General features: G+C 68.4%; 32 protein-coding genes. 24 read left to right on the top strand and 8 right to left on the bottom strand.

Translation table 11 applies throughout. From position 1 onward, the window contains the following. Positions 1-126 precede the first annotated feature (126 nt). The 19 genes from ACFZB3_RS47660 (at position 127) to ACFZB3_RS47570 (ending at position 11,890) form a co-directional block, all read left to right on the top strand. A complete protein-coding gene (locus ACFZB3_RS47660; protein WP_391389668.1) occupies positions 127-411 on the top strand; it encodes a hypothetical protein in 285 nt (94 codons plus the stop codon). 22 nt (positions 412-433) lie between these two features. After that, a complete protein-coding gene (locus tag ACFZB3_RS47655; protein ID WP_391389666.1) occupies positions 434-808 on the top strand; it encodes a GIY-YIG nuclease family protein in 375 nt (124 codons plus the stop codon). A 194-nt stretch (positions 809-1,002) separates the two neighbouring features. After that, positions 1,003-2,208 carry a helix-turn-helix domain-containing protein gene (locus tag ACFZB3_RS47650; RefSeq protein ID WP_391389664.1) on the top strand — a complete coding sequence of 402 codons (1,206 nt, stop codon included), beginning with the start codon at positions 1,003-1,005 and terminating at the stop codon, positions 2,206-2,208. Positions 2,209-2,415: 207 nt separating this feature from the next. Continuing rightward, a complete protein-coding gene (locus ACFZB3_RS47645) occupies positions 2,416-2,673 on the top strand; it encodes a hypothetical protein (protein WP_391389662.1) in 258 nt (85 codons plus the stop codon). Between the two features lie 234 nt (positions 2,674-2,907). Next, positions 2,908-4,371, top strand: coding sequence for a hypothetical protein (locus tag ACFZB3_RS47640; protein ID WP_391389660.1), 1,464 nt, complete (start codon positions 2,908-2,910; stop codon positions 4,369-4,371). 56 nt (positions 4,372-4,427) lie between these two features. Next, positions 4,428-5,039: a hypothetical protein gene (locus ACFZB3_RS47635; RefSeq protein WP_391389659.1), complete on the top strand. Its 612-nt coding sequence runs from the start codon at positions 4,428-4,430 to the stop codon at positions 5,037-5,039. 333 nt (positions 5,040-5,372) lie between these two features. Then, positions 5,373-5,537, top strand: coding sequence for a hypothetical protein (locus tag ACFZB3_RS47630; RefSeq protein WP_391389657.1), 165 nt, complete (start codon positions 5,373-5,375; stop codon positions 5,535-5,537). A gap of 810 nt (positions 5,538-6,347) precedes the next feature. Then, positions 6,348-6,740, top strand: coding sequence for a hypothetical protein (locus ACFZB3_RS47625; RefSeq protein WP_391389655.1), 393 nt, complete (start codon positions 6,348-6,350; stop codon positions 6,738-6,740). Positions 6,741-6,945: 205 nt separating this feature from the next. Next, positions 6,946-7,497, top strand: coding sequence for a hypothetical protein (locus tag ACFZB3_RS47620; protein ID WP_391389653.1), 552 nt, complete (start codon positions 6,946-6,948; stop codon positions 7,495-7,497). Position 7,498: 1 nt separating this feature from the next. Further along, complete coding sequence (locus tag ACFZB3_RS47615) at positions 7,499-7,624, top strand: hypothetical protein (RefSeq protein ID WP_391389651.1); 126 nt, start codon at positions 7,499-7,501, stop codon at positions 7,622-7,624. After that, positions 7,621-8,472 carry a hypothetical protein gene (locus ACFZB3_RS47610; RefSeq protein WP_391389649.1) on the top strand — a complete coding sequence of 284 codons (852 nt, stop codon included), beginning with the start codon at positions 7,621-7,623 and terminating at the stop codon, positions 8,470-8,472. Before ACFZB3_RS47615 ends, ACFZB3_RS47610 begins: the two co-directional genes overlap by 4 nt. A gap of 2 nt (positions 8,473-8,474) precedes the next feature. Continuing rightward, positions 8,475-8,645 carry a hypothetical protein gene (locus ACFZB3_RS47605; protein WP_391389647.1) on the top strand — a complete coding sequence of 57 codons (171 nt, stop codon included), beginning with the start codon at positions 8,475-8,477 and terminating at the stop codon, positions 8,643-8,645. Then, the gene (locus ACFZB3_RS47600) at positions 8,645-8,914 is read left to right on the top strand and encodes a hypothetical protein (RefSeq protein WP_391389645.1); all 270 of its coding nucleotides are present in this window, start codon (positions 8,645-8,647) and stop codon (positions 8,912-8,914) included. The genes ACFZB3_RS47605 and ACFZB3_RS47600 overlap by 1 nt, the downstream gene beginning before the upstream one ends. Continuing rightward, positions 8,911-9,303, top strand: coding sequence for a DUF4326 domain-containing protein (locus tag ACFZB3_RS47595; RefSeq protein ID WP_391389643.1), 393 nt, complete (start codon positions 8,911-8,913; stop codon positions 9,301-9,303). The genes ACFZB3_RS47600 and ACFZB3_RS47595 overlap by 4 nt, the downstream gene beginning before the upstream one ends. Beyond that, positions 9,300-9,893 (top strand): hypothetical protein, encoded by a 594-nt coding sequence (locus ACFZB3_RS47590; RefSeq protein ID WP_391389641.1) that lies wholly within the window; start codon positions 9,300-9,302, stop codon positions 9,891-9,893. The genes ACFZB3_RS47595 and ACFZB3_RS47590 overlap by 4 nt, the downstream gene beginning before the upstream one ends. Further along, the gene (locus tag ACFZB3_RS47585) at positions 9,890-10,807 is read left to right on the top strand and encodes a hypothetical protein (protein WP_391389639.1); all 918 of its coding nucleotides are present in this window, start codon (positions 9,890-9,892) and stop codon (positions 10,805-10,807) included. Before ACFZB3_RS47590 ends, ACFZB3_RS47585 begins: the two co-directional genes overlap by 4 nt. Next, positions 10,804-11,382: a hypothetical protein gene (locus ACFZB3_RS47580; protein WP_391389637.1), complete on the top strand. Its 579-nt coding sequence runs from the start codon at positions 10,804-10,806 to the stop codon at positions 11,380-11,382. The genes ACFZB3_RS47585 and ACFZB3_RS47580 overlap by 4 nt, the downstream gene beginning before the upstream one ends. Beyond that, entirely contained in the window at positions 11,379-11,744 is a 366-nt protein-coding gene (locus ACFZB3_RS47575; RefSeq protein ID WP_391389635.1) for a hypothetical protein, read from the top strand. Before ACFZB3_RS47580 ends, ACFZB3_RS47575 begins: the two co-directional genes overlap by 4 nt. Continuing rightward, positions 11,741-11,890 (top strand): hypothetical protein, encoded by a 150-nt coding sequence (locus ACFZB3_RS47570; RefSeq protein WP_391389633.1) that lies wholly within the window; start codon positions 11,741-11,743, stop codon positions 11,888-11,890. The genes ACFZB3_RS47575 and ACFZB3_RS47570 overlap by 4 nt, the downstream gene beginning before the upstream one ends. Here ACFZB3_RS47570 and ACFZB3_RS47565 read toward each other — a convergent pair. Next, positions 11,868-12,944 (bottom strand): hypothetical protein, encoded by a 1,077-nt coding sequence (locus ACFZB3_RS47565; protein ID WP_391389631.1) that lies wholly within the window; start codon positions 12,942-12,944, stop codon positions 11,868-11,870. The two genes, ACFZB3_RS47570 and ACFZB3_RS47565, sit on opposite strands and share 23 nt — an antisense overlap. A 280-nt stretch (positions 12,945-13,224) precedes the next feature. On the opposite strand from ACFZB3_RS47565, the gene ACFZB3_RS47560 reads away from it, so the two are divergent. The 5 genes from ACFZB3_RS47560 to ACFZB3_RS47540 all read left to right on the top strand — a co-directional run bounded on the left by ACFZB3_RS47560 (position 13,225) and on the right by ACFZB3_RS47540 (position 15,224). Then, positions 13,225-13,422 (top strand): hypothetical protein, encoded by a 198-nt coding sequence (locus tag ACFZB3_RS47560; protein WP_391389629.1) that lies wholly within the window; start codon positions 13,225-13,227, stop codon positions 13,420-13,422. A gap of 97 nt (positions 13,423-13,519) precedes the next feature. Beyond that, positions 13,520-13,801, top strand: a complete 282-nt coding sequence (locus tag ACFZB3_RS47555; protein ID WP_391389627.1) for a hypothetical protein — start codon at positions 13,520-13,522, stop codon at positions 13,799-13,801. Further along, complete coding sequence (locus tag ACFZB3_RS47550) at positions 13,801-14,106, top strand: hypothetical protein (protein WP_391389625.1); 306 nt, start codon at positions 13,801-13,803, stop codon at positions 14,104-14,106. Before ACFZB3_RS47555 ends, ACFZB3_RS47550 begins: the two co-directional genes overlap by 1 nt. Further along, a complete protein-coding gene (locus tag ACFZB3_RS47545) occupies positions 14,106-14,414 on the top strand; it encodes a hypothetical protein (protein ID WP_391389623.1) in 309 nt (102 codons plus the stop codon). Before ACFZB3_RS47550 ends, ACFZB3_RS47545 begins: the two co-directional genes overlap by 1 nt. Positions 14,415-14,465: 51 nt before the next feature. Next, complete coding sequence (locus ACFZB3_RS47540) at positions 14,466-15,224, top strand: hypothetical protein (RefSeq protein WP_391389621.1); 759 nt, start codon at positions 14,466-14,468, stop codon at positions 15,222-15,224. 219 nt (positions 15,225-15,443) lie between these two features. Here the strand turns inward: ACFZB3_RS47540 and ACFZB3_RS47535 are convergent, their stop codons facing one another. From ACFZB3_RS47535 to ACFZB3_RS47505, 7 genes are all read right to left on the bottom strand, one after another. Continuing rightward, a complete protein-coding gene (locus tag ACFZB3_RS47535) occupies positions 15,444-15,938 on the bottom strand; it encodes an NERD domain-containing protein (RefSeq protein WP_391389619.1) in 495 nt (164 codons plus the stop codon). Between the two features lie 146 nt (positions 15,939-16,084). Beyond that, the gene (locus tag ACFZB3_RS47530) at positions 16,085-16,747 is read right to left on the bottom strand and encodes a hypothetical protein (protein WP_391389617.1); all 663 of its coding nucleotides are present in this window, start codon (positions 16,745-16,747) and stop codon (positions 16,085-16,087) included. Then, positions 16,744-16,932: a hypothetical protein gene (locus ACFZB3_RS47525; protein WP_391389615.1), complete on the bottom strand. Its 189-nt coding sequence runs from the start codon at positions 16,930-16,932 to the stop codon at positions 16,744-16,746. The genes ACFZB3_RS47530 and ACFZB3_RS47525 overlap by 4 nt, the downstream gene beginning before the upstream one ends. Before the next feature lie 67 nt (positions 16,933-16,999). Next, complete coding sequence (locus tag ACFZB3_RS47520) at positions 17,000-17,377, bottom strand: LuxR C-terminal-related transcriptional regulator (RefSeq protein ID WP_391389613.1); 378 nt, start codon at positions 17,375-17,377, stop codon at positions 17,000-17,002. Further along, positions 17,374-17,943: a DUF1643 domain-containing protein gene (locus ACFZB3_RS47515; protein ID WP_391389610.1), complete on the bottom strand. Its 570-nt coding sequence runs from the start codon at positions 17,941-17,943 to the stop codon at positions 17,374-17,376. The genes ACFZB3_RS47520 and ACFZB3_RS47515 overlap by 4 nt, the downstream gene beginning before the upstream one ends. Positions 17,944-17,960: 17 nt before the next feature. Beyond that, the gene (locus tag ACFZB3_RS47510; RefSeq protein WP_391389608.1) at positions 17,961-19,508 is read right to left on the bottom strand and encodes a DNA methyltransferase; all 1,548 of its coding nucleotides are present in this window, start codon (positions 19,506-19,508) and stop codon (positions 17,961-17,963) included. Continuing rightward, positions 19,505-19,930, bottom strand: coding sequence for a hypothetical protein (locus ACFZB3_RS47505; RefSeq protein ID WP_391389606.1), 426 nt, complete (start codon positions 19,928-19,930; stop codon positions 19,505-19,507). Before ACFZB3_RS47505 ends, ACFZB3_RS47510 begins: the two co-directional genes overlap by 4 nt. Between the last annotated feature and the right edge of the window lie 7 nt (positions 19,931-19,937).

Here is a 19,937-nt window from a genome sequence, read left to right as displayed (position 1 = left end):
TTTCGGTGTTGGAGCACCGGGCGGGACCGGGAGCCCCGGTCGGCTAGCCCGACCGGGGTTTCTTGCTGTGATGACGACACTACGACAGTACTTGCGCATTGACAAGTACTATGGAGAGGTGAGTTCATGGCTTCTGACGAGAGGGGGGAAATTCCCGAGATGGTGACGTTCACGGAGATCGCCAAACGCGTGACGGAGCGGAAGCTGGTCTCAAGGCCCATCACGCGCCAGGGCGTCCGGCACATTGCGGAGACGGACCCGGCTTGGCCAGTTCCGCAAGAGCAGTGGATGAAGGTCGGCAACGCCTGGGCGATGCCCTGGAGTCCCATCGAGCAGTTCTTCAAGCAGCGGACCGTCCGCGGCCGAGGACCAGCCAAGGAGCCCAGCCAAACCGACGAACCAAACCAGTAAGCAGGGCCTTGAAGGAGGCATAGTGACGCTCCCCCAACCGTCCACAGGCTTGATAGCCCACCCCGGGGTAGGTACTGATGGCCAGACTGCGGTCTATCGGATCTACGACAACGCCGGATCTCTGCTGTACGTCGGCATGGGCAACAACCCCATGAACCGCTGGTCCTCGCACGCTGCACGGCACACGTGGTGGTCCGAAGCGGCGTCATTCCGAGTCGAGTGGTACGCCACCCGCCAGGAAGCCCAAGCGGTCGAGAAAACGGCGATCCGATCCGAGGATCCCAAGCGCAACATCCACGGGCGGCCCGGCTGGGGAAGGTTCGTCGCCGAAGCGTACGTGAACCGTTTGGAGACAAACCGAAAAATTCTGGCAGAGCGCCAGCGATCGACCGCGTAGGCCAGTTGTCCAATGCCACGGCAGCCATCCCTGGGGTCGTCGATCGGTGCTGACTCCATGCCAGCACCGGGCTGCACCCGCGGAGTTGAGGCTGCTGTTGGCAATCAGCCCGACTACGAATTGCCAACAGACAAAGACCGCGAACAGGGCAGCATGCCCTCCCAGCAACAGGTGAGAGGAGGAAAACTCGCAGCATGACGACCTTCCCGGAACTGCTCCGCGAGTGGCGGCTGGCTTCCCGCATGTCCCTGGCGGACCTAGCGCAGCGTGTCCGCTACGACCGCACGTCGCTGCACAACTTCGAGACCGGCCGCCGCCCGACGCCGTTGTGCGTGGCGGAGGCCGCCGATGAGGCGACGGGCGCGAACGGTGCGCTCGTAGAGCAGTGGCGGCGGGAGGACCAAGACCGTCAGGAGGCTGCAGCAACGCATCGGGTGCGGGCGGCCGCTCTGGCGATGTCCCGGGACCTGACCGCGCTGGCGGACCTGGACATCAGCGAGTTGCAGGATGGGGTCGCGGCGACCGCCGTCGACTACCTGGGTTCCCCGCCGGCGCCGATGATGGACCGGGCGCACGTGCTGCGCGGTGAGGCGTTCGAGCGGCTTCGCTCAGGGCATCACCGGCCGCAGGACCGTTCGGATCTGTACGTTGCCGCGGGCCGGTTGTCCGGGGTGCTGTCGTACGCGCTGCTGGACATGGGGGATGCGGAGGAGGCGATCGAGCACGCCACGGCGGCGGGCCGGTGCGCCGAGTTCGCCGGTGACGCCGAGCTGGCCGCATGGGTGGCTGGCACGAAGTCGCTGATCGCCCGGTTCCAGGGTGATTACGGGCGCGCCCTGGAGTACGTGCGAGACGGCTACCAGTGGGTGGGGCACGGGCAGGGCACCGGGGAGGCCCGGCTGCGCTGCGGTGAGGCTCAGTGCCTGGCGAACCTCGGCGACAGCCGCGCGGCGAACGGCGCGCTGGATGCTGCGGAGGAGGCTCGGGACCGTATCCGCCGGCCGGACACCCTGTCGGGGCTGTTCGGGTTCTCGCGGGCAAAGCAGTCGTACTACGCCGGATCGTCGCTGATCTGGCTGCAGGGCGGCCATGACGCGGAGCGGGCGGAGCGGGAAGCCACCTCGGCGATCGGTCTGTGGGAGGCGGGTCCGGTGGAGGAGCGGTCGCTGGATGACGAGCGGCTGGCCCACATCTACCTGGCGACGGCCCGGGTCCAACTCGATGACGTGGAGGGCGCGGCCGACGCCATCTGGCCGGTGCTGTCGTTGCCGTTGGAGGACCAGATTTCGTGGATCGTGAAGCGCGCTGATCGGCTGGCGGGGATGCTCAGTGCTCCCCGGTATGCCGGGAATCGCACGGCTGAGGAGACCGTCGAGGCGATCAACGCCTTGGCGGCGTGAGAGAGGAGTGTTCGACGTGATAAAGAGCCCGCCGTAGGAGGCGGGAGGCCGGCGGTCACCACAACCACCGACCTCCCTGTTTGGCCGCTGACCTGCGAATGTCATGTGCGGCCGTGCACAGACCACCGATTATTGGAAGGACCTGTACGTGTCGAGCCTAGCGACAACTTCGAGAACATCGAAGTTGAAGGGTCTCGGAGATGCCCGATGACCCGAAACGATCCACCTTTCGTCACCTTCACGACTGGCGCCCAGCTGCTCATCGACGAGGGCCTCGTAGAGAGCATCACGCCCGACGGACTCCGATACATCGCCCGTACGGCCGCTGACTGGCCGTTCGGAGACGGGCGCGAAAAGCATCGGTACGTCATGGTCGGGAACGCCCGCACCATGGAAACCGGGGTCTTCCTGGCCTACTTCAAGGCCGGCCCGCCACGCGGTGGCCGCGGCCCCAACAAGCCCTAAGGTCGCGTTCCCGCTGGCCGTGATCGCAGCCACGGCACCGGAAACGCAAGACGGCCCGGCAAGAGAGAGTTCGCAGCTCACTCAAACGCCAGGCCGTCCAAGCAGCACCAGCGGATGCGATCCGCTGGTCGAAGAAGCTCCAGTCACAGAGCGAGGCTTCATGCCCATGCTAGCGGCACTTCGCATCGTGCCAAGTAGCACCCTGCAATCCCACTCCCCCAGCGGGAGTGTCCGATGAGGAAACGCGTATCGCGACCTGCGCGTTTTGCAGCTGTCGACAACCAGGCGATCGACACCCTGCCGTCCATCCTTGCCATCGGGCTGCTCACCCGTCTGATCCGCGCCAAGGACGGTGACGACGTCACTGTGGAGTCGCTCAGCCAGGACTACGACGAGGGCGAGAAGGCTCTCACGAAGGCCATGCGCTTGTTGGTGGACAACGCCAACGTGGTCAAGTTCAAGATCCAGCGTGCGACGACGGAGACGGTCATCGAGGACGGCCAGGAGGTCGTCAAACGCGGCGGTTCCTGGTACACGACGTTCTCCGTGGACTCGATCCCATTCACCGCTGACGACGTAGCAGAGATGATCGAGGACATCTACGCCGACGGGAATGTGAAGTGCCACCGGGTCGAGCCGGCCTGCCTGGATCCGAGGAATCGCGCTGCGAACTCTGGATCCCGACCGACCCCGCCCAGAGGGGGTGTCGGTGCGACCTGCGGAAATGATGCAAACGTGCAGGACCGACCGACACCCCCCTCACCGGGGGTCGGTCAGGGGGGTGCTCATATAAGGAAAAAGACTTCTTCTGCGCGCGTGGAGACTGATGAGACGGAGGGTGTGCCTTCGGCACGTAGTGCCGTTGGCGTGCGTAGCACTTCTACCTCAGGTAGTAGCGAGCCGGGGGGTGGAAGCGGCTTCGCCGCGGCGGCAGAAGAAAGCTCGTCGTCGGATCAGGAAGAAGTGCAAGCTGCGGTCCCGGGTCCCCGGCAGTCGAACGGGCCTGAGCTGTCTCGAGAGCAGTTGGCAGCCGTGCGCGCCGTGGAAGCCCTGCTGCCCGCTGTACTGCGTGCGCTGCTGCCGTACCAGCAGTTCCCGAAGCGCAACCGGCCCGCAGTCCTCAACGCGCTGGAGTCCCGGACCGTGGAGCAGCTGCGGGACCGGGTGGAGCGTCGGTGGGTGGCGTACGGATACGAGCCGGCCCTACACGACGGTGCTCTGATCCATCCCATCGGTGCGGCTCTCGAGCTGATCGGCCCTTCCCGGTACTGCCCGGACCCGTCGTGTGAGGACGGCACGATGGTGGACACCGGAGCCGACTGCCGGTCCTGCCTTCAACGGCGTTATGAACGTCGGGCAGCCCGGGCGGCGGGCCAGCTCGAGAAGAGCAGTAACAAGTGGGTGAGCGGGCGGCCGTCGGAGTGTGCGATCTGCCAGGCCCCGTTCTTCGGTGCCGTTCCCGATGGTGGGGAGTGCGGGCCATGCGTGCGGGAGGCTGAGGCCGCGTTTGCGGCGCTCACCGCCCGCCTGGCGGCCCCGCACGAGTCGCAGCAGCCCGAACGGGCTCCAGAGACCGTTGGGACCGTCCAAGGTCAGTCTGAGGTCGACGAGGAGACCGTCCGCCTACGGGCCATGTACGCCCACCAGTTCGGCACCCCAGAGCAAGTTGAGGCGTATTGCACCGACGCACCGTTCTGACACCCTGGGCGCCCCGGTCCTGCGCTGGGACGCCCCTTCATCGAGGAGGACGCAGAATGGCCAACCGGCCGAAGAAGAACCGCTCTGCCCGGGACAAGAAGCTCGCCAAGCAGCGGACCATCCGTGACGCCAGGAAGCGTGAGGACCACCCGCTGTACTACCTGCAGCCGCCGTTCAGCGGCTACCAGGAATGGATTCGCGTACCCCGGCACGCCGGCGAGATGTTCGAGCACCCCGTCCGGTACGACGACAGCCTGGAGGACGGCGCCAAGGACCTCATGGACACGTTCATGAAACTCGGCCCCCGGTACAACTACCTGGTTCCCATGGCGGCTGTATACCTGGACAGCATCCTCGCCACCGGTGAAGTGCCTATCGCCATCACCGGGCGGCCCGGCCATGTCAGACTCGTTCCCCTCAAGGAGATGGCAGCCGCCGTGTCCACGCAGGAGAGCCTGGACCGGATGCGCGAGCAGTACCCGGAGGCAGGGCTGCCCGAGAAGGCAGAGCTGATGACGGACGATGCGGCCGCCTTCCACCTGCACCAGTTGCACTTCCACGGGATGCTCATCATGGACGACGACCACGTGCTGAACATGGTGGTTGAGAAGCCAGAACGCGGTAAGCCATGGGTACTCAACGGTCACCTGGAAGAAGGCGACTGCTGAGCCTTCCCATAGGCGGCGCCACGCTACGCGGCAGTTCCCGGTCCGGCTTCCCCCGGTTCCCCGAGCGGCCGGGTCAGCCCGTCCTCTGTCACCAGCCGGCGTTCCGGTGCCGTCGCGAAGTGCCCGGAGTGCCATCGGCCGTTGCGGAACTCTGCCGAGGACGTGCTGTGCAGTGACTGTCGGGGGGACGTGATCGCGTAGACAACCAGCCGCTTCCGCATTGCCATCCAATGCATTGGCCGGTACGGTTGCATGCATGGGGGCGCCGCGAATCCCGGGAAGAACCGACGGCGCCCCACGCTCCCACCCCGCAGGCATGAAGGAGGAACAGGAATGGCTGATCAGCAGACGTACCAGGTGAAGGTCGAGTTCGAGCCGACCGGCGAGACGTACAGCCGATTCGCGGTGGCCACCAGCCAGACCGCGGCGGAGCAGCAGATCGCCGAGAAGCTCCCGAACGAGCCCGGCAGCCAGCACAGCCGCGTGGTCAGCGGCTGACCACACGCATCACCGGCCCGGCCGCGCCCCCACGGCGGCCGGGCCTTCGCATGCCGTATGACGGTGGCAGCCGAGTTGAAGTGGGTGTGGGCCCGGGCTGGTTAGTCGTCTGCGGGTGTCCACGGTGGGGCTGGCACGGTGCTGTCTTGTCCGCACCACCAACATTCAAACAAATCAGGCAAACGGTACTTGTCAGACCACCATGAGGCGACCGGCTCACCCCACAGCACGCACTCGGTACCGCACCAGCCGCAGATGAACAGAAAGTTCACGGCCCTCCCCCCAGCGCGTGGCTACTCGGCAGGTTCGTCGGCCAACTCCATTGGCGGAAGCTCCCGGGACCCTTCCGACCAGTGGTTGGTCCACCCACAGGCGCCACACGCATACCGCCCGTTCACTCCGGCGATGTGGCTGCCGCAGCGCCGGCAGTCCGTTGTGGTGATCTCCTGCCCAGCCAGGAACGCAGCCGCGGCAGCCGCCCGTTCCGGGTCCAGGACGCCCTGCGTACGCTTCAGTCGCCTGCTCACGCCGTCGACCCTATCCGGACCATGACCGGGCCCGGCGCGGTGCCGGAGATCGGCCCGCAGTTCGGGCACGCCCACGATCCGTCAGATCCCTGCTGCGCGCTGGCCCCACACCGCGGACAGTTCACCAGCATCTCCCTCCACGAGCTCCCAGCTACAGCATGAGCCGCAGGCTCGGCAGGCGGTAGAGGACCAGCACCTCGAGATCCCAGCACTTCCGGCCCGCCCGTCAGTACTGGCTGGAAGACTAGCCGCCGTTGCCGGTACGCCCCCTTCTGGAGCCTGCATGGACCTCGACAAGACCCCGTCACAACTGGCGTCGGACGCTGCAGAATCCATCCGAGCGCTCAACCAACGCACTCTGAAACCCGACGCCTTCCCGCAGCCGGCCGATGTCTCCGATACCGCTGTCGGGGTCGCCGCGGTCGTGCAGCGTCTTCCCCAGGCTCTTCAGCAGCTTGAGGCCGGCTTGCGGCGCCTGGACGAGGACAACCGGATCCGGCTCGCTGACCGGCATCCAAGCGAGGTCTCCCAGGCGGACATCCTCCACGCCGTTTCCACGGCCTTGTTCGGGCTGGAGGAGGCGCGTCAGGCGCTGGGCGCGGTTGAGGAGCATCTCCGGGAGGCCACCGGGGTGCTGGGCAGTCTGGGGGCGCCTTGGCCCGAAGACGAGGACTGATCCGGTAGAGGAACGCTGGTCGATGCCCCGGTCCTGTTGGGTCCGGGGCATCTTCATACCCACCACCCCCCCTGTTCGCATTGTTCTGCCATGCGAAACGCGGTACAGTGGGCGGGCTGAAGTCCACCCGCCCCAAGCCGAGGGAACACCACGGCCGTTCGGCGGCAGGCTGGACCACACGCCCCAACCCCGGGAGCCCACCCAGATGCCCACCATCCAGGCGCCCCTCACCCGCGACGAACTCACCACCTGGCTCGCCGAGCACGCCGGCCCGCGCATCCTCGACGACCACGAGACCGTCCGGGCCCTCCTGAACGCGTTCGATCTCCTCGCCAAGGACGGCCGCAGCCTCAACAATCTGACCGGCATCGTCAACACGATCGCCTCCACGCCCAGCGACACTGGCCCGTTCACCCCCGTCAGCACCGCGGCCGCCGCCGCGGTCCTGCACGACCAGTACCGGATCACCCGCAAACCCACCGGCCGGCCGCCGGTCGACCTGCCCATGCCCGTGGTCGTGTCCCGGCACCAGTGCCCGTTCTGCCGCCGATACACCCGCGCCAGCATCACCCAGGTCCAGGACCACATGACCCGCTGCTGGCAGAACCCCGGCCTGGCCTGCTGCAAGACGTGCGTCCACCACCAGGACGGCAGCCACCCTGAAGACGACGAATCCTGCCTCCACCCCGCCGGGCCCGAGGACGGCTACCTGTTCCCGGTCCTCCACTGCCCGCTCTGGGAACTCGAAGGAGCCTGACGTGGAGCTGCCGGTCCTGCCCGGGCTGCTGGTCATCCTCGGCCTCACCACCGCGGTCGGGGCCGGAGGCTGCTTCCTCGGGTTCACAATCACCACCATCCACGCCCTCACCCGGAGACGATCGTGACCAACCCCGACCCTCGCGCCCGACAACTCGCCGAAACCATGCACCGGCTCGTCCGGGAGAAGGCCACCAAGCTCCCCGAGTGGAAGGACCTGCCGCTCTCGTTCCGGGAGCAGGCCGTCACCGAGGCCCGCCTGTGGCTGCGCGCCGTCATCGCGGCTGGCATCGCCCGAGACGCCGAGATCCCGCGCCGTCTCGACGTCGGCACCGAGTTCGTGCAGCAGGCCGACCACCCGGACCAAGCGGGCACCGCCGCCTTCGAGACAGACCTTGCCGGGCAGGCCGGATCTGCCTGCACGTTCGAGGAGGGATGCCACCGCTTCGTGCCGTGCGACCCGGGCTGCGCTGTCACCTCGGCCGAGTTGCACCGCCGTATGGCCATGGCTACCCCGGACCGGACCGCGCTCCGCGACCGCATCGCCGCCGCCGTCGACGAGGGCTTCCGCCTGTACGCCGAGTTGGAGGACACCAGCCTCGGCGGCAGCATCACCGACTCGGTACTGACCGCCGTGCAGACCACGGTGTTGTCGGTCCTCCCCGCGGCCGCCGACCGGGCTACCGTGCTCCGGGAAGCCGCCGACGCCGTGGCCGCCCTGGACCGGCGGAAACTCGGCATCGCCGCCGACACCATCCGGGACGCCTGGGAGGAAGGCCGGGACGAAGGGGCCGACGAGCTGCGCCGGTTGGCCGACGAGGCGCAGCAGACCGAGACCGAGCCGCCGGTCCACCTCGGCGACAAGGCGAACGCCGAACGCTGCCCCGCCTGCAAGGCGGAACACCGCAACCTGCCATACCCGTTCCTGTGCCCCGCCGTGCCCGGTGCTGCCGCCACCCGCGCGAAGGAGGCCTGACCGTGGCCACAACCAGCGGAGGCTTCACCGGGATCAGCCTGGCAGGCACCTGGGAATGCGGCGGCTGCGGTGCGACCGGTGACGGCTGGTACGACGAGGACAACGGCCTGACGCTGCACGACGAGAACGAGCAGCCGATGAACCCCGACGACCACGTATGCGGGGAGGCCTGATGTCCGACGCGCTCCCCGAGTTCCTCGTCAACTACCTGGCCAAGCAGGATGCCCAGCGAGTCAACGCAGTGAACGAATTCCTGGGCTCGCTCACCGAACGGGAACGCGCCCTGGTCAAGGACGCAGCCGTCATGGGCTACATCTGCGGCATGACCCACCCAAAGGGCGCCCCCTACCCGGGCGACGGATCCGCTGTGGTCCAGGTAGTCGAAGGCTGTCTGGCGCTCCCCCACCTGTATCCGGCCATCAGCACAAAGCGGGAGGCATGATGCCGAAGCGAATCCAGCGGAAGCGCATCCCAGGCTGGCGAAAGCCCGAAGGGGCCGTCTACGTCGGACGCCCAACCCGGTTCGGCAACCCCTTCACGATCGCCCCCGCCGCCTCCGAACGCGGCGGACCACTGGATATGTGGGCCGTCGAGCACCAGGGCCGCACACTCGGCCGCTGGGACGACAAGACCGCAGCCCGCGCCGAAGCCACTGATCGGTACGCCCGATGGATCCGTGAGCCGGAGCAGGCCGAGCAGCGGCGCCTGTTCCGTGCCCTCCTCCATGGCCGTGGCCTCGCCTGCTGGTGCCCGCTCCCCGAACCCGGCCAGCCCGACCACTGCCATGCTGCCGTTCTCATCGAGCTGGTCAATGCCCCGGAGGTCCGATGACGAGCCCGGACGATCCGGCGTGGCGGTGGGAGTTCCGCTGCGAGGACTTCGTGTACGCCCGCCTCGCCGACGCCCAGCAGGCCGCCGAGCGCCTCGAGCCCGGTCCCGCCCGGGACGCCGAGCTGAACCGCATCGACACCCTCTACCTCATCGCCAACCAGCACAACATCTGGGTCGACGGCCGCGGCCGATCCTCCGCCGTCTGCGTCACCTGCCCCGGAGCAGCCGGCACCCCCTGCACCACCATGCGCAATCTGGCCCGGCTCTGGCGCACCCACCCCCGGTACGTGCCCGCCTGGAACGAGACCATCGACGACCCGAAAGCCCGCGGCCTCATGTACCGGGACTACACGCGGCGCATCACCATCTACCAGGAACGCGAAGCCGAGTTCGACACCTTCTACACCCGCTTCGACCTGGAGAAGGTCGACGGCGGGGAACGCTGGCGGTGCAAGACCTGCGGCGCCCACGGGGAGACGTGGAAGCCGATTCCTGGCCTCCCCAGTTCCTACGACTACCCGCACGCCATGGGGACCGCCGCCCACCAACACCCCACCTGCACACCCGAACCCGAGAGGACCAGCGCGTGAAAACCGAAGCCCGCACTCTGCTTCTGGACCTGATCGGTGCCGCTGACGCCCGCTGGCGCGGCACCACGCCCGAGGCCGCGGTCGACGCCGCTATCCACGAGGCGATCCTCAACCAGCCGTCCCTGCGCACCTGCCTGGTACCCAGCTGCATGCGCCAGTACGACGCCCTGTCCTGCATGGCCGGCGACCCTCCCCCACGCCCCGAATGGTCCGGCCAGGGCTGGGCCACCCTCGGTTCCGGCAGTATCTTCCCCGCAGGCGGCCACATCTGCCCCGACCACCGCCAACTGGTCACCGACCACTTCCCCCGCCGTCTCAAGCTCCCCAGCGACCGGTGGAGTGTCGACTGCGCCTGCGGCTGGAATCCCGTACCGCAGACCTGGCACGGCGTCCTTCGCGCCCTGTGGGAACAGCACCTCCTCACCGAGACGGGCAAACTGCCGCCCGCACCCCCGCTGACCGACCCCGAACACCGCATCCCCCTCGCCGAGCACACCGACGCCACCCTCGCCGAGCTGTACGACCGGCTGTGGGACGCCGAAGCCGACCGCGAAGACGTCCGCGAAGTCGCCCGCGCCTGCGCCATCAACTACACCGTCGCCGTCCCCGCCCTCCTCGGCGTAAAGACCGCCCTCGAGGCCCTCCGCACCCGCATCACCCTCGACTCCCGCGACTGGGCCGCCGACAGGCTCGACGCCCTCCTCTACGCCGTCCTCGTCGGCTGGAACTGCGAGAACACCGACGAAGGCCACATCCACAAGGACATCGGCTGCTCCGGCGACCAGGGCCTGTGGGACATCGCGAAGAAGCACGACATCCCCACCGACCAGACCATCCAGGCCGGCCAGCACCGCTGGTGGGTGGCCAACGCCATCCGAGCGGCCAAGCAGATTGAGGAGGCCAACCCGGCATGAGCAGCGACCACGTCATCAGCGCGCAGGCCCTCGAGGACAGCAGCATTACCGCTGCTGCTGTCCAGCGGAACGACATCACCATCATGGCCAGCCACGGCCGGCCGCTCATCACCATTCGCCCCGACGGCACCCTGGAGCTCGGCGACGACTACCAGCCCGACGAAGCCGCCCGCGCGTTCTGGGACGCCGTGCGGCGACTCGCCCCCGACCCCATGACTCGGGAGTTCGGTGCCCCGCTCAAGGACCGCATCAACGCCGAACTCGCCGCCGGCCAGCGTGCGCAGAAGCAGGTGGAGCGCCTGGACCAGATGGCCTCCGCGTGGAAGGAACGCCTCCCGGAGGCCATCAACCGGGACACCGCCGTCGGCGCCGTCCACCAGATCACCCGACCGGACGGTAACCTCACCCCGGGAGACCCCCGGCAGTCCGCCTACGACGCCGTGTTCGCCTACATCCGCCAGCAGCCGGTCGACTTCCTGCCCACCACCGTCGTCGAACGCAACGCCATCCTCTGGCACGCCGTGCACGCCGCCCTCGACGCGGTAGGCATCCCCCGCAAGGACGATGGCCAGTGACCGAGCCGACCAGGGAAGAACTCCTCGCGCGCGTCGCCCACCTCGAGGCGGCGCTCGCCGCCACCCCGTACATGCCCGAGCTCCCTGCTGAGCACGACGGCGAACCGATCACCTGGCGGCCCTGGGAAGAGGCGCCCGTCATCCTGTGCGCCCACGCCGGCGACCTCAACGCCTGCTGGGCCTGCGCCCACCCGGGCCCGTCTCTCCTCGCCTTCGGACTAGCCGGTCCCGGTGAGCCCCGTATCAGGTTCAACGCGCACCGGTGCCCGTCCTGTCAGGAGATGCGCGTCTACGCGGAGTTGGCGGAGGTGGCGTACAGCCCGCCGCGGACCGTCGTCCGCACACCCAGCAGCGGCCAGTGACCGACGGAGCCCTGTACGCGCGCCTGGACGGCCTGCAGGCGGCTCTCTCCCGGCCCACACCGGCCCCGCTGGACGGGCAGGAGACCATCGACCTGGACGACGACCAGGAGCCCCCTGACGGGCCTACCCAGCCGGCCCTGTGGTGACATCCGCCGCGGGGTCGGTGTCGTCCACCAGCCGGTCCGGAGACGACCCGTACTGATACGTCAGCTCAGCCAGAGTCCGCACCCCCCACAACTCCTTCAGGACCGCGATCTCCCCCTGCAGCTTCCGCCGGGAAACACCCATCTTCCGCGCCGTCACGTCCTGGGACTCACCCCCGCACAGGTAGCGCAGGATGCCCCGCTGCCGCCGGTCCGTACGCACACCGTCCCCGGCCGTGCCCGCGTTCCGCACGTCGCTTCTCCGCGACGGCCGCAGCTCCCCCGTCCACGGCTGGGCACGCCGCCAGTTCGCGTCGAACATCCGCGCCAGGACTGTCACCACCGCCGGGTCGGTCACCAGCCACGCCGCGTTTTCCGGTCCGCCCTCCACGATGTGATCGGACAGGACCGCGGTCTCCCGGTCCACGATCACCATCCGTTCGAAATCCGCGACCAGCGTCCGGTACTGGGCGGGCCGGCCGCCCGTACGTGTCGACATCGTCCGCGCGTACTCGGCGGTCAGCGCGTGGTCGCGGACGGTGTCCCGGTAGATCGTCCGCAGTTCCACGCCCCGGTCCAGGGCAGCACCGTCCCGGGTTATCGCCGTCTTGAGGACTTCCCGTTTACGGGGGCCGCCCGGCTGCGCGGCCAGGATCTCCCTGCGGGCGTCACCGATCACATCCTGCAGACGGCGGTTCACGGTGTCCTGGTCGGCGAGGTACACGCTGGAGGTCCCGGCCCGGAGCTGGCCCTGCCGGTACTCGCGGATCATGTCCCGGGAGAGTTCCGGCATCGTCGACACGAGGGCGATATGCCGGGATGCTGCCGCGAGTTCACGGGACACCATGTCTCGCAGGACCTGCTGCGGGTCTCGGGCGACGGGGGGTTCTTCATCGCTGATGAAGCCCCAAGTCACCAATTCCTGACGGGAATTCGGGTCGGAGGCTTGCAGGGTGGCGGCGAGTGCCCAATCCTGTCCGGAGATTGCCCCATACAACTTTTGGGCTTGTTCGGACAATTCGGCTGCTCTGTGATCCCCACCGAAAACCATGGCCAACGCTTCACTCCCCCGAACCCGCACACGTGATCATCTGCGGGTTTGCGCACTGCACACACCCGCACGAAGAAACGATTGAGAACGCACCGAGCCTACGGCACATTCATTCACGGGCGTCCCCCGACGCTCGTACACCAGGTCCTCCCCCACGCCACAACGTGCATCTGCCAGGTACCAACGTTCGGCGCAGGGGAAATCGCAGCGGACCCAGTACACGAGAATCGGGCCAGACGCCCCATTTTCATGCCCCACAACCACCCGAAACAGAAAGGAACACCCTGTGAAGAGGCGAATCACCCGCGCCATCACCGCACTGGCCATCGCCACCCTCGCCGCCACCGGCACCATCATCGCCACCGAACTCACACCCGCCACGCCAGCGGACACCGGCTGGGGCGCACCAGCCACCACCCCCGCCGACACCGGCTGGGGAAACCCGCCCACCGACATCGTCCAGGGCGACACCGGCTGGGGCTAGACCCCCGCCAGCAGCCCGGCAGCCGTGCCCCCAGCACGCTGCCGGGCCCAGAAGAACCCGAGGGAACGCCCGGCCGAAACGGCGAGACCGTAGGGGTATGGCCCCCACCGAAAAGCAACCCCTGACCGTCTTCGACCTGTTCGACCAGCCGCTGTCCGAAGGAGACAAGATCGCCTTCACCAGCAAGGACAACGACGCCCACTACATCGGCACCATCATGCTGATCGGACGCGACGGATCAGCGCGAGAGCAGATCGTGGTGCAGTCTGGGCATCTGGTCATCCTCCAAGGACGGCTTGTACCAGTGACCGGCTCCCGTCCCGAGCACATCCGGTTCAACCAGGTCGTCCGAAGGCCTGCAGAGGGGGCAGGCGCCTGATGACCACCGACACGCCCCCGCCCCTGGCCGTCGACTACAGCGGCCGGCCCCTCACCGAAGGCGACACCGTCGCCTTCATCCACACCGACCCCATCGGCCTGCGCGAAGGCACGATCCGCATCGTCGGCCCCAATGATGTATGCATCGACACCGGCGACCACCTCGTCACCTTCCCCGCCGCCACACACCCCCTCCTGGGACCAGCCTTCCGACCCCTCGGCGGCACAGTGAAGCCCCGGCCAGTCCCCGAAGGCGTCCAGCAATACCCGGCCATCGCCCTCCAACCGCCCGCAGACGGCGCCTGATGGGGCCCGTACTCAGCCTGTGGCGCAAGCTGCTGCGCCAGCGTCCACCAGAGCCCGAGCCGCCCGCACCGCGCGCGGACGCGGACCGAATCGCCGTCCTGGAGCACGATCTCCTTGGCGTCATCCCGGAGCCTGGCACGCGGGCCGCACGCGCCGTCGCGTTGTCGAAGCCTGTCGACCAGAACGCATGCCCACACGACGAGGTCATCGAGACGCCCGAGTTCGGGCAACCGCGAATGCTCGGGATCTGCCGACACTGTGGGGCCGGCATGGTGCAGAACGACCAACGCGAATGGGAGCGCCCCTGACGGCGTAGAGCGGGGGGAACGTGGCGTGATTTCGTGCCCAGACTGAAGGGCATGCCCACCCACAAACCAGCACGAATCCGCCGCACCCTCCTCGCCGTCGCGGCCGCTCTGATCACCGTCATCGCGCTGCTCATGGCGGGCGCCACAGACGCCCACGCCGCCACCGCGCCCGTGTACAAGGGCACCGGCTGGAAGGCCGAGACCAGCCTCGGCATCTACAGCCTCTCCCCCGACCCGTACACCATCGTCTTCGCCGACACCACCGCCCGGTCGAAGCTGGCGAAGTACTTCACGGGGCCGACCGCGCAGGTCACCACCGCGGTCGGTGTCCCCATAACCGTCACCACCCTCATCGACACCACCCCGGTCGGTACCTGCCCGGCCCGGCACCGGATCGTCGTCCACTACACCTACCGGCCCAACACCACCAAGGGCATGAGCCGCACGGACCCCTGCCACGCCAGCAGCAACGGCAGCGCGTGGGGCGGCCACATCCGCATGGACTCCGAGTACTGGACATCCAGCACCTGGTTCTCGAAGACCGCGTCGCTGAACGAGGCGTGGCGGAAGGATGCGGTCACCCACGAGCTCGGGCACGTCCTCGGCCTGGACCACCCGAACCTGGACCTGAACAAGGACGGCGTGGTGGCGAGTCAGGAGTGCGTGAAATCAGCGGCGGGTCGGAAGCCGGTCATGTGCTCGAAGAGCCGTGGGCAGCCGACGGTCGCGGACGGCGGGAAGTTCACCACCGAGTACGACCTGCCCGGCCTGAAGCAGCTGCTCGCGAACTACACGCTGCGGCAGACCTGACCTGGTGCCGGTCGGGTTGTCAGTGCTGCGTGGCAGGCTGGTTCCCAGTGCAACGCCCGTCCCCTTCTCGACGGTGGGGGACGGGCCCACCAGTTGCCGCCCGTCCCGTAATCCCCCGTCGGGACGGGCGGTTGCACAAAGCACGAAAGCGGCCCACCAGTCCGAAGACCAGCGGGCCGCAACGGGTGCCCCCCTCATGTGGGACCGCCACCATACGCCTCACCCCACAGCGGGCGAAAGAACCTGACCCAGCCTCGCCACCACCGCCGCGGCACGCCCCGGGTCGATCCCGCTCGGCGCCGACGCCAGGGTCGGCACCAGCCAGTCCGGGCCCAGCACATGCACCACCCCGGGCCAGTCCGGCGCCCGCACCTCCAGCCGGCCGCCCTCGATCCGGGAGCCGTGGATGACGAGGAGCGGCCACACCACCACCCCCGGCATGCCGAGCGCCGTCTGGAGACGGGCCGCATACCGGGCAACGGCCTCGATCTTGTCGTGCCGGTCCTCCTCCCCGCACCACACCCGGCCGCCGCGGTCGTGCGTCGGCCGTCGGGCGTGCCAGCGTTTCGAGTCCAGCACCACCACCGCCGTCCCACACGGAGACGCCAGCACGTGGTCCAGGTCGTGCCGCCGGCCCGGTAGGCGGCAGCCGTGCCACACGGTCCAACCGGCCGGTAATCGGGCCAGCAGCGCCGCAGTCTGCCGCTCCCCCACCGCACCGTGCGCGGCCCGGGCAGCCAGCGCATCGGCACGCCGGGCCGCCGGGTTCAGGCCAGCCCACGCGAGTACCTTCCGGCGTACGCCCTTCCTGGCCCGCTTCCGCTCAGCCTCAGCCCACCGCAGCGGCGACTCCCCCGCGTTCACCCCTCCACCTCCCCTATGACAAGGCGCATGCCGCAGCAGCGCAGGATCCGCGCCGCCCACCACAAGGTCAGCTTCGTGTGGCCCACCAGCATCTGGTTCAGATGCCGTGCACTGACCTGCAGTTCGCGGGCTACGGAGGCCTGCGAACGGCCCGACTTCTCGAGCGCGGCCCGCACCTGGACGCGCAGGGCGGTCGTGAGGAGCTCGGCATCGTCCTTCGGCCGGGTGGCCGGCACCATGCTCGCGTCCACCACGGCCATGCGGACGCACTGCGGGCCCTTCACCCACTGCCGGACGTCCACCGTCGACACCATCGCTCCCTGCGACGGTTCCATCTCCGCGGACTCCACGATCGTGCACATCTCCTCGACGTACCCGACCGCATCGAGGGCGTAGTAGAGGTCGGCGGACAGCCGGTCCACCTCGGCCCGGGCCTCCTGCGCCGTCAAATCGGACGACTCCTGGATCTCCCTGCGGAGTCGGTTCCGTTCGCCTATGAGCTTCCGGTTCTCGGTGGCGTACCCGTCGCGGCAGGTCTGCCAGTACCGGACCATCGCATCCCGCTCCGCCCAGTCCGGGCGGAGGATCTCGAGGACGTCCTCCGCCGTACCTGGGTAGTCGTGCAGGGCCTTCCGCAGTCGTTCTTCGATGTCGTTCATGCCGCCTTCCTGTGGTTGGTGGAGCGGGCGCGTGCTGCCGTCAGTACGGTCAGCAGAAGCGCGGGAACCAGCGCGGCCAGAACGAACGCCCACACGGGCATGATCTGGCCGAGGATCAGCCGCCAGAACAGGGCGTTCAGGCCTCCGGCGGCGGCGCCTGCGATGCCTGCTTCGGTGACTGACATGCGGGCGTGGGTGTTTTTCATGGGGACCTCTCGGTCGGTGATCGGTCTTACCCGCCGATGACGGTGTCTAAGATGTCCGGTTTTCCCGGCCGCCTGCGGGCCTACGGCAGTCGTAGTTGGCGCCCTCCGGAACCAGCACCTGCTCCAGAGAGATCAGGCCCAGCCGCAACGCCACCGCGACCGCCTGCGCCCGGTCTCGCACCCGCAGCTTCCGCAGCAGCGACTGCATGTGGGTCTTCACCGATTCCTCGCTGATGTCCAACTGCCGGCCAATCGCCCGGTTCGTGTTGCCGTTCGCGGCCAGCAGCAGGATCTGGATCTGCCGGCCGGTGACCCCAGTGCGTGGTTGGGCTTCCAGCGTCTTCGGGTAGTCCCGGATGGGTCCCAGGGAGCGGATGAGCCCGCCGCGGAAGGACGACGGGCCCACCTGAACCGGGGCCGTCACGAGACGCCCCCGTACGGCTGCAGGACCGCGTCACCGGGCACGTACAGCGGATGCCTCGGCTGCCCCGTGGACGTCGTCCCCAGGCACGACAGGGCCACACGGCGCGCTGTCAGCGCCTCGGTGACCTGCTGGCCACGCCCGTGCTGCACACCTGCCGCACCCCACGCGCACACCACGGTGCTGCTCATGCTGGTGGCCTGCCGTATGAACACGTCGTTGTACCGGCCCACCGGATCCTCGTGACGGAGGAGTACCCGCGGGTCGGTGGAGCGGACGGCGAACAGGTTGACGACGACGATCCCGCCCGCACCCTCACGCCGTGCGAACCCGTTCCCGCCGGCCAGCCTGCGGACGGTGGCGTCCTCCACGAACGCGTCCGCGGTGCTGGGGTTGAGCATCACCCACACCATCGGCGCTCGGGCCGGGTCCCAGATCCGGGTGAGGAGGTAGCGGTAGGTGCGGGACTCGTCGAACACGGCCGCCGCGGTCCCACCGGCGAGGTCCTGCCTGTGGTCAACGACGATGTCCAGGTCCATGCCAGTCGGCATCATCTCGAGAACGGTCACTGTCGGCTCCTCGGAGGTCATGTGAACAGCGCCGGGGTTATCGGCTTGGTCAGGCGGATCCGGCACAGGTCGGCGTAGGGCTCGTGCTGTTCGATGCCGATCGCGTGGAAGCCTTCGGTGACGCAGGCCTCCAACGTGGTTCCGGATCCGGCGAACGGGTCGAGGACGATGCCGCCGGGCGGGGTGACGAGGCGAACCAGCCAGCGCATGAGAGCGAGCGGCTTGACGGTGGTGTGCGCGGTGCCGTCGGCGAGCCGAGGACGCTCGGACGCTGGGGCCTTGGCTTCGTAGCGGAAGACGGGGAAGAACCGGGAGGCGCCCCCCTGGTCGCCGAGGCCGCCGATGTTGGCGCCTGCCGACTGGCCGTAGGTGCCGTACACCGACTGTCCGGGACGGCCGCTTGCGGTTCCGGATCCGCCCGAGGATTTGGTGATGCCGCTCTGGCGATCCATCTCGGCGACTGGGCAGCCGGGCTGGCATGCCCCGCCGTCGATGCACTCGGGTCCGTGGCCAAGGAGGATGTTCGTGGGCCAGCGACCAGCCGCGTGTGCCGAGTCCTCGCGGGCGCCGGTCCATTCGCCGTAGGCGTCGCCGTTGCGGTTCGAGTTGAGGCCGACGACAGGCGCGCACTTGTCGCGGTAGTCCTGCCCGGTCTCGGTCCGGCAGCCGTCGACGTTGAGCGCGCCGGTGCCGTGTTCCAGGACGTTGGCGGCGGTGGTGTTGAAGCCGGTGGTCTTGCGGGCGAGGACGATCGGTTCGTGTGCGGGCTTGAGGGCGGTGTTCCAGCCCTGCCACTGGTGTGCGGCTTCGGAGGCCGGAGCGGTGATGGGGATGGTTCCGTCCGCTGCGCGGCCAGTTGTTCCACTCAGGAAGATGCTCGTGCCGCCGTTGTGGAGGCCAGAGTGTCGGCGTCCAATCACTTCGCGCTGTGCCCAGGCCTCGCCGAGCGTGCCTCGGCGTGCGTTGAGTTCGGCGACCAGCGGTCGGATCGCGGTGTCGTCGAAGCCGAGGGTTTCCTTGAGGCGGTCCCATTGCTCGGGTGTCGGGACGGAGGCGGCTTTGCTGGCAGTCGCGGTCCAGTGGCTGGCCATGCCGTTGAAGCCGAACAGGTCATCGATCTGCTTGGTGGTCCACCCGACGGTGTCGCGGGCGGCCTTGAGCCATGCGGTGACGCGGAGGATGTCGTCCCGGTCGTTGCGGTGCCGGTCGATGGACTTGGCGATGTCCTGGCCCTTGGGGAACCCGGTGCCGTAGACCCAGTGCAGGCTGTCGCGGATTTCGAATCCGGCGTCTTCGATGGCGACGGTCATGCGGTGGTAGGTGCGGGTGGCGCCGAAGGCCAACAGGTGGCCGCCGGGCTTGAGGATGCGCCAGCACTGCTGCCACATGTCGACGCTGTAGGCGATGCCGGAGGCATCCCAGGTCTTGCCCATGAAGCCGAGTTCGTAGGGCGGGTCAGTGACGATCGCGTCGACGGACGCGTCGGGGATGGTGGGTAGGACGTTGAGGCAGTCGCCGAGGTGCAGGGTCACCTGCTCGTCTCGGTAGTACGGCGGCTCGGTCATGGTGTGGTGTTCTCCTTGCGTCGTCGGGTGTTCGGCAGCCGGCCGGCACGCCAGCGCCGGAATGCCTTCGGGACGGTCTGGACGGGTGCTGGCGGCCCTGGTTCGGTGTCGGGGGTCCACAGCTCCAGCCACACGCCGTTCGACTGCCACACCGCAGCCACACGGCCCGGGACCTGGTAGTCGAGCTGAGCGCGCTGGAAGTCACCGCAGACACCGGCGATGTGACTGGTGGCCGCAAAGTCCCGGACAGCGGTGACGGCGTCGGACCCGGATACGGGAGCGGACAGGATCAGACCGGTGTCGGTGGTCCTCGCCTCCCAGTTGCCGAGGCGGGCGGTCAGGTTGAGTGCTTTCAGGGTGAACGTCCACGCTTCGCGGGTGGCGGTCTTCTCCGCGGTGACGGTGTCGTCGAGTCTGGTCATGAGCCTT

The sequence above is a fragment of the Streptomyces sp. NPDC008092 genome (assembly GCF_042957285.1).
In the GTDB taxonomy this organism is placed as follows: domain Bacteria; phylum Actinomycetota; class Actinomycetes; order Streptomycetales; family Streptomycetaceae; genus Streptomyces.
This window is presented reverse-complemented; position numbering and strand designations above follow the sequence as displayed.

Coding starts and splice junctions, on each gene's coding strand:
- ACFZB3_RS47660 (WP_391389668.1), top strand. CDS start 127: ATGGCTTCTGACGAGAGGGGGGAAATTCCCGAGATGGTGACGTTCACG.
- ACFZB3_RS47650 (WP_391389664.1), top strand. CDS start 1,003: ATGACGACCTTCCCGGAACTGCTCCGCGAGTGGCGGCTGGCTTCCCGC.
- ACFZB3_RS47645 (WP_391389662.1), top strand. CDS start 2,416: ATGACCCGAAACGATCCACCTTTCGTCACCTTCACGACTGGCGCCCAG.
- ACFZB3_RS47640 (WP_391389660.1), top strand. CDS start 2,908: ATGAGGAAACGCGTATCGCGACCTGCGCGTTTTGCAGCTGTCGACAAC.
- ACFZB3_RS47635 (WP_391389659.1), top strand. CDS start 4,428: ATGGCCAACCGGCCGAAGAAGAACCGCTCTGCCCGGGACAAGAAGCTC.
- ACFZB3_RS47630 (WP_391389657.1), top strand. CDS start 5,373: ATGGCTGATCAGCAGACGTACCAGGTGAAGGTCGAGTTCGAGCCGACC.
- ACFZB3_RS47625 (WP_391389655.1), top strand. CDS start 6,348: ATGGACCTCGACAAGACCCCGTCACAACTGGCGTCGGACGCTGCAGAA.
- ACFZB3_RS47620 (WP_391389653.1), top strand. CDS start 6,946: ATGCCCACCATCCAGGCGCCCCTCACCCGCGACGAACTCACCACCTGG.
- ACFZB3_RS47600 (WP_391389645.1), top strand. CDS start 8,645: ATGTCCGACGCGCTCCCCGAGTTCCTCGTCAACTACCTGGCCAAGCAG.
- ACFZB3_RS47595 (WP_391389643.1), top strand. CDS start 8,911: ATGATGCCGAAGCGAATCCAGCGGAAGCGCATCCCAGGCTGGCGAAAG.
- ACFZB3_RS47590 (WP_391389641.1), top strand. CDS start 9,300: ATGACGAGCCCGGACGATCCGGCGTGGCGGTGGGAGTTCCGCTGCGAG.
- ACFZB3_RS47580 (WP_391389637.1), top strand. CDS start 10,804: ATGAGCAGCGACCACGTCATCAGCGCGCAGGCCCTCGAGGACAGCAGC.
- ACFZB3_RS47555 (WP_391389627.1), top strand. CDS start 13,520: ATGGCCCCCACCGAAAAGCAACCCCTGACCGTCTTCGACCTGTTCGAC.
- ACFZB3_RS47550 (WP_391389625.1), top strand. CDS start 13,801: ATGACCACCGACACGCCCCCGCCCCTGGCCGTCGACTACAGCGGCCGG.
- ACFZB3_RS47545 (WP_391389623.1), top strand. CDS start 14,106: ATGGGGCCCGTACTCAGCCTGTGGCGCAAGCTGCTGCGCCAGCGTCCA.
- ACFZB3_RS47540 (WP_391389621.1), top strand. CDS start 14,466: ATGCCCACCCACAAACCAGCACGAATCCGCCGCACCCTCCTCGCCGTC.
- ACFZB3_RS47530 (WP_391389617.1), bottom strand. CDS start 16,747: ATGAACGACATCGAAGAACGACTGCGGAAGGCCCTGCACGACTACCCA.
- ACFZB3_RS47525 (WP_391389615.1), bottom strand. CDS start 16,932: ATGTCAGTCACCGAAGCAGGCATCGCAGGCGCCGCCGCCGGAGGCCTG.
- ACFZB3_RS47510 (WP_391389608.1), bottom strand. CDS start 19,508: ATGACCGAGCCGCCGTACTACCGAGACGAGCAGGTGACCCTGCACCTC.
- ACFZB3_RS47505 (WP_391389606.1), bottom strand. CDS start 19,930: ATGACCAGACTCGACGACACCGTCACCGCGGAGAAGACCGCCACCCGC.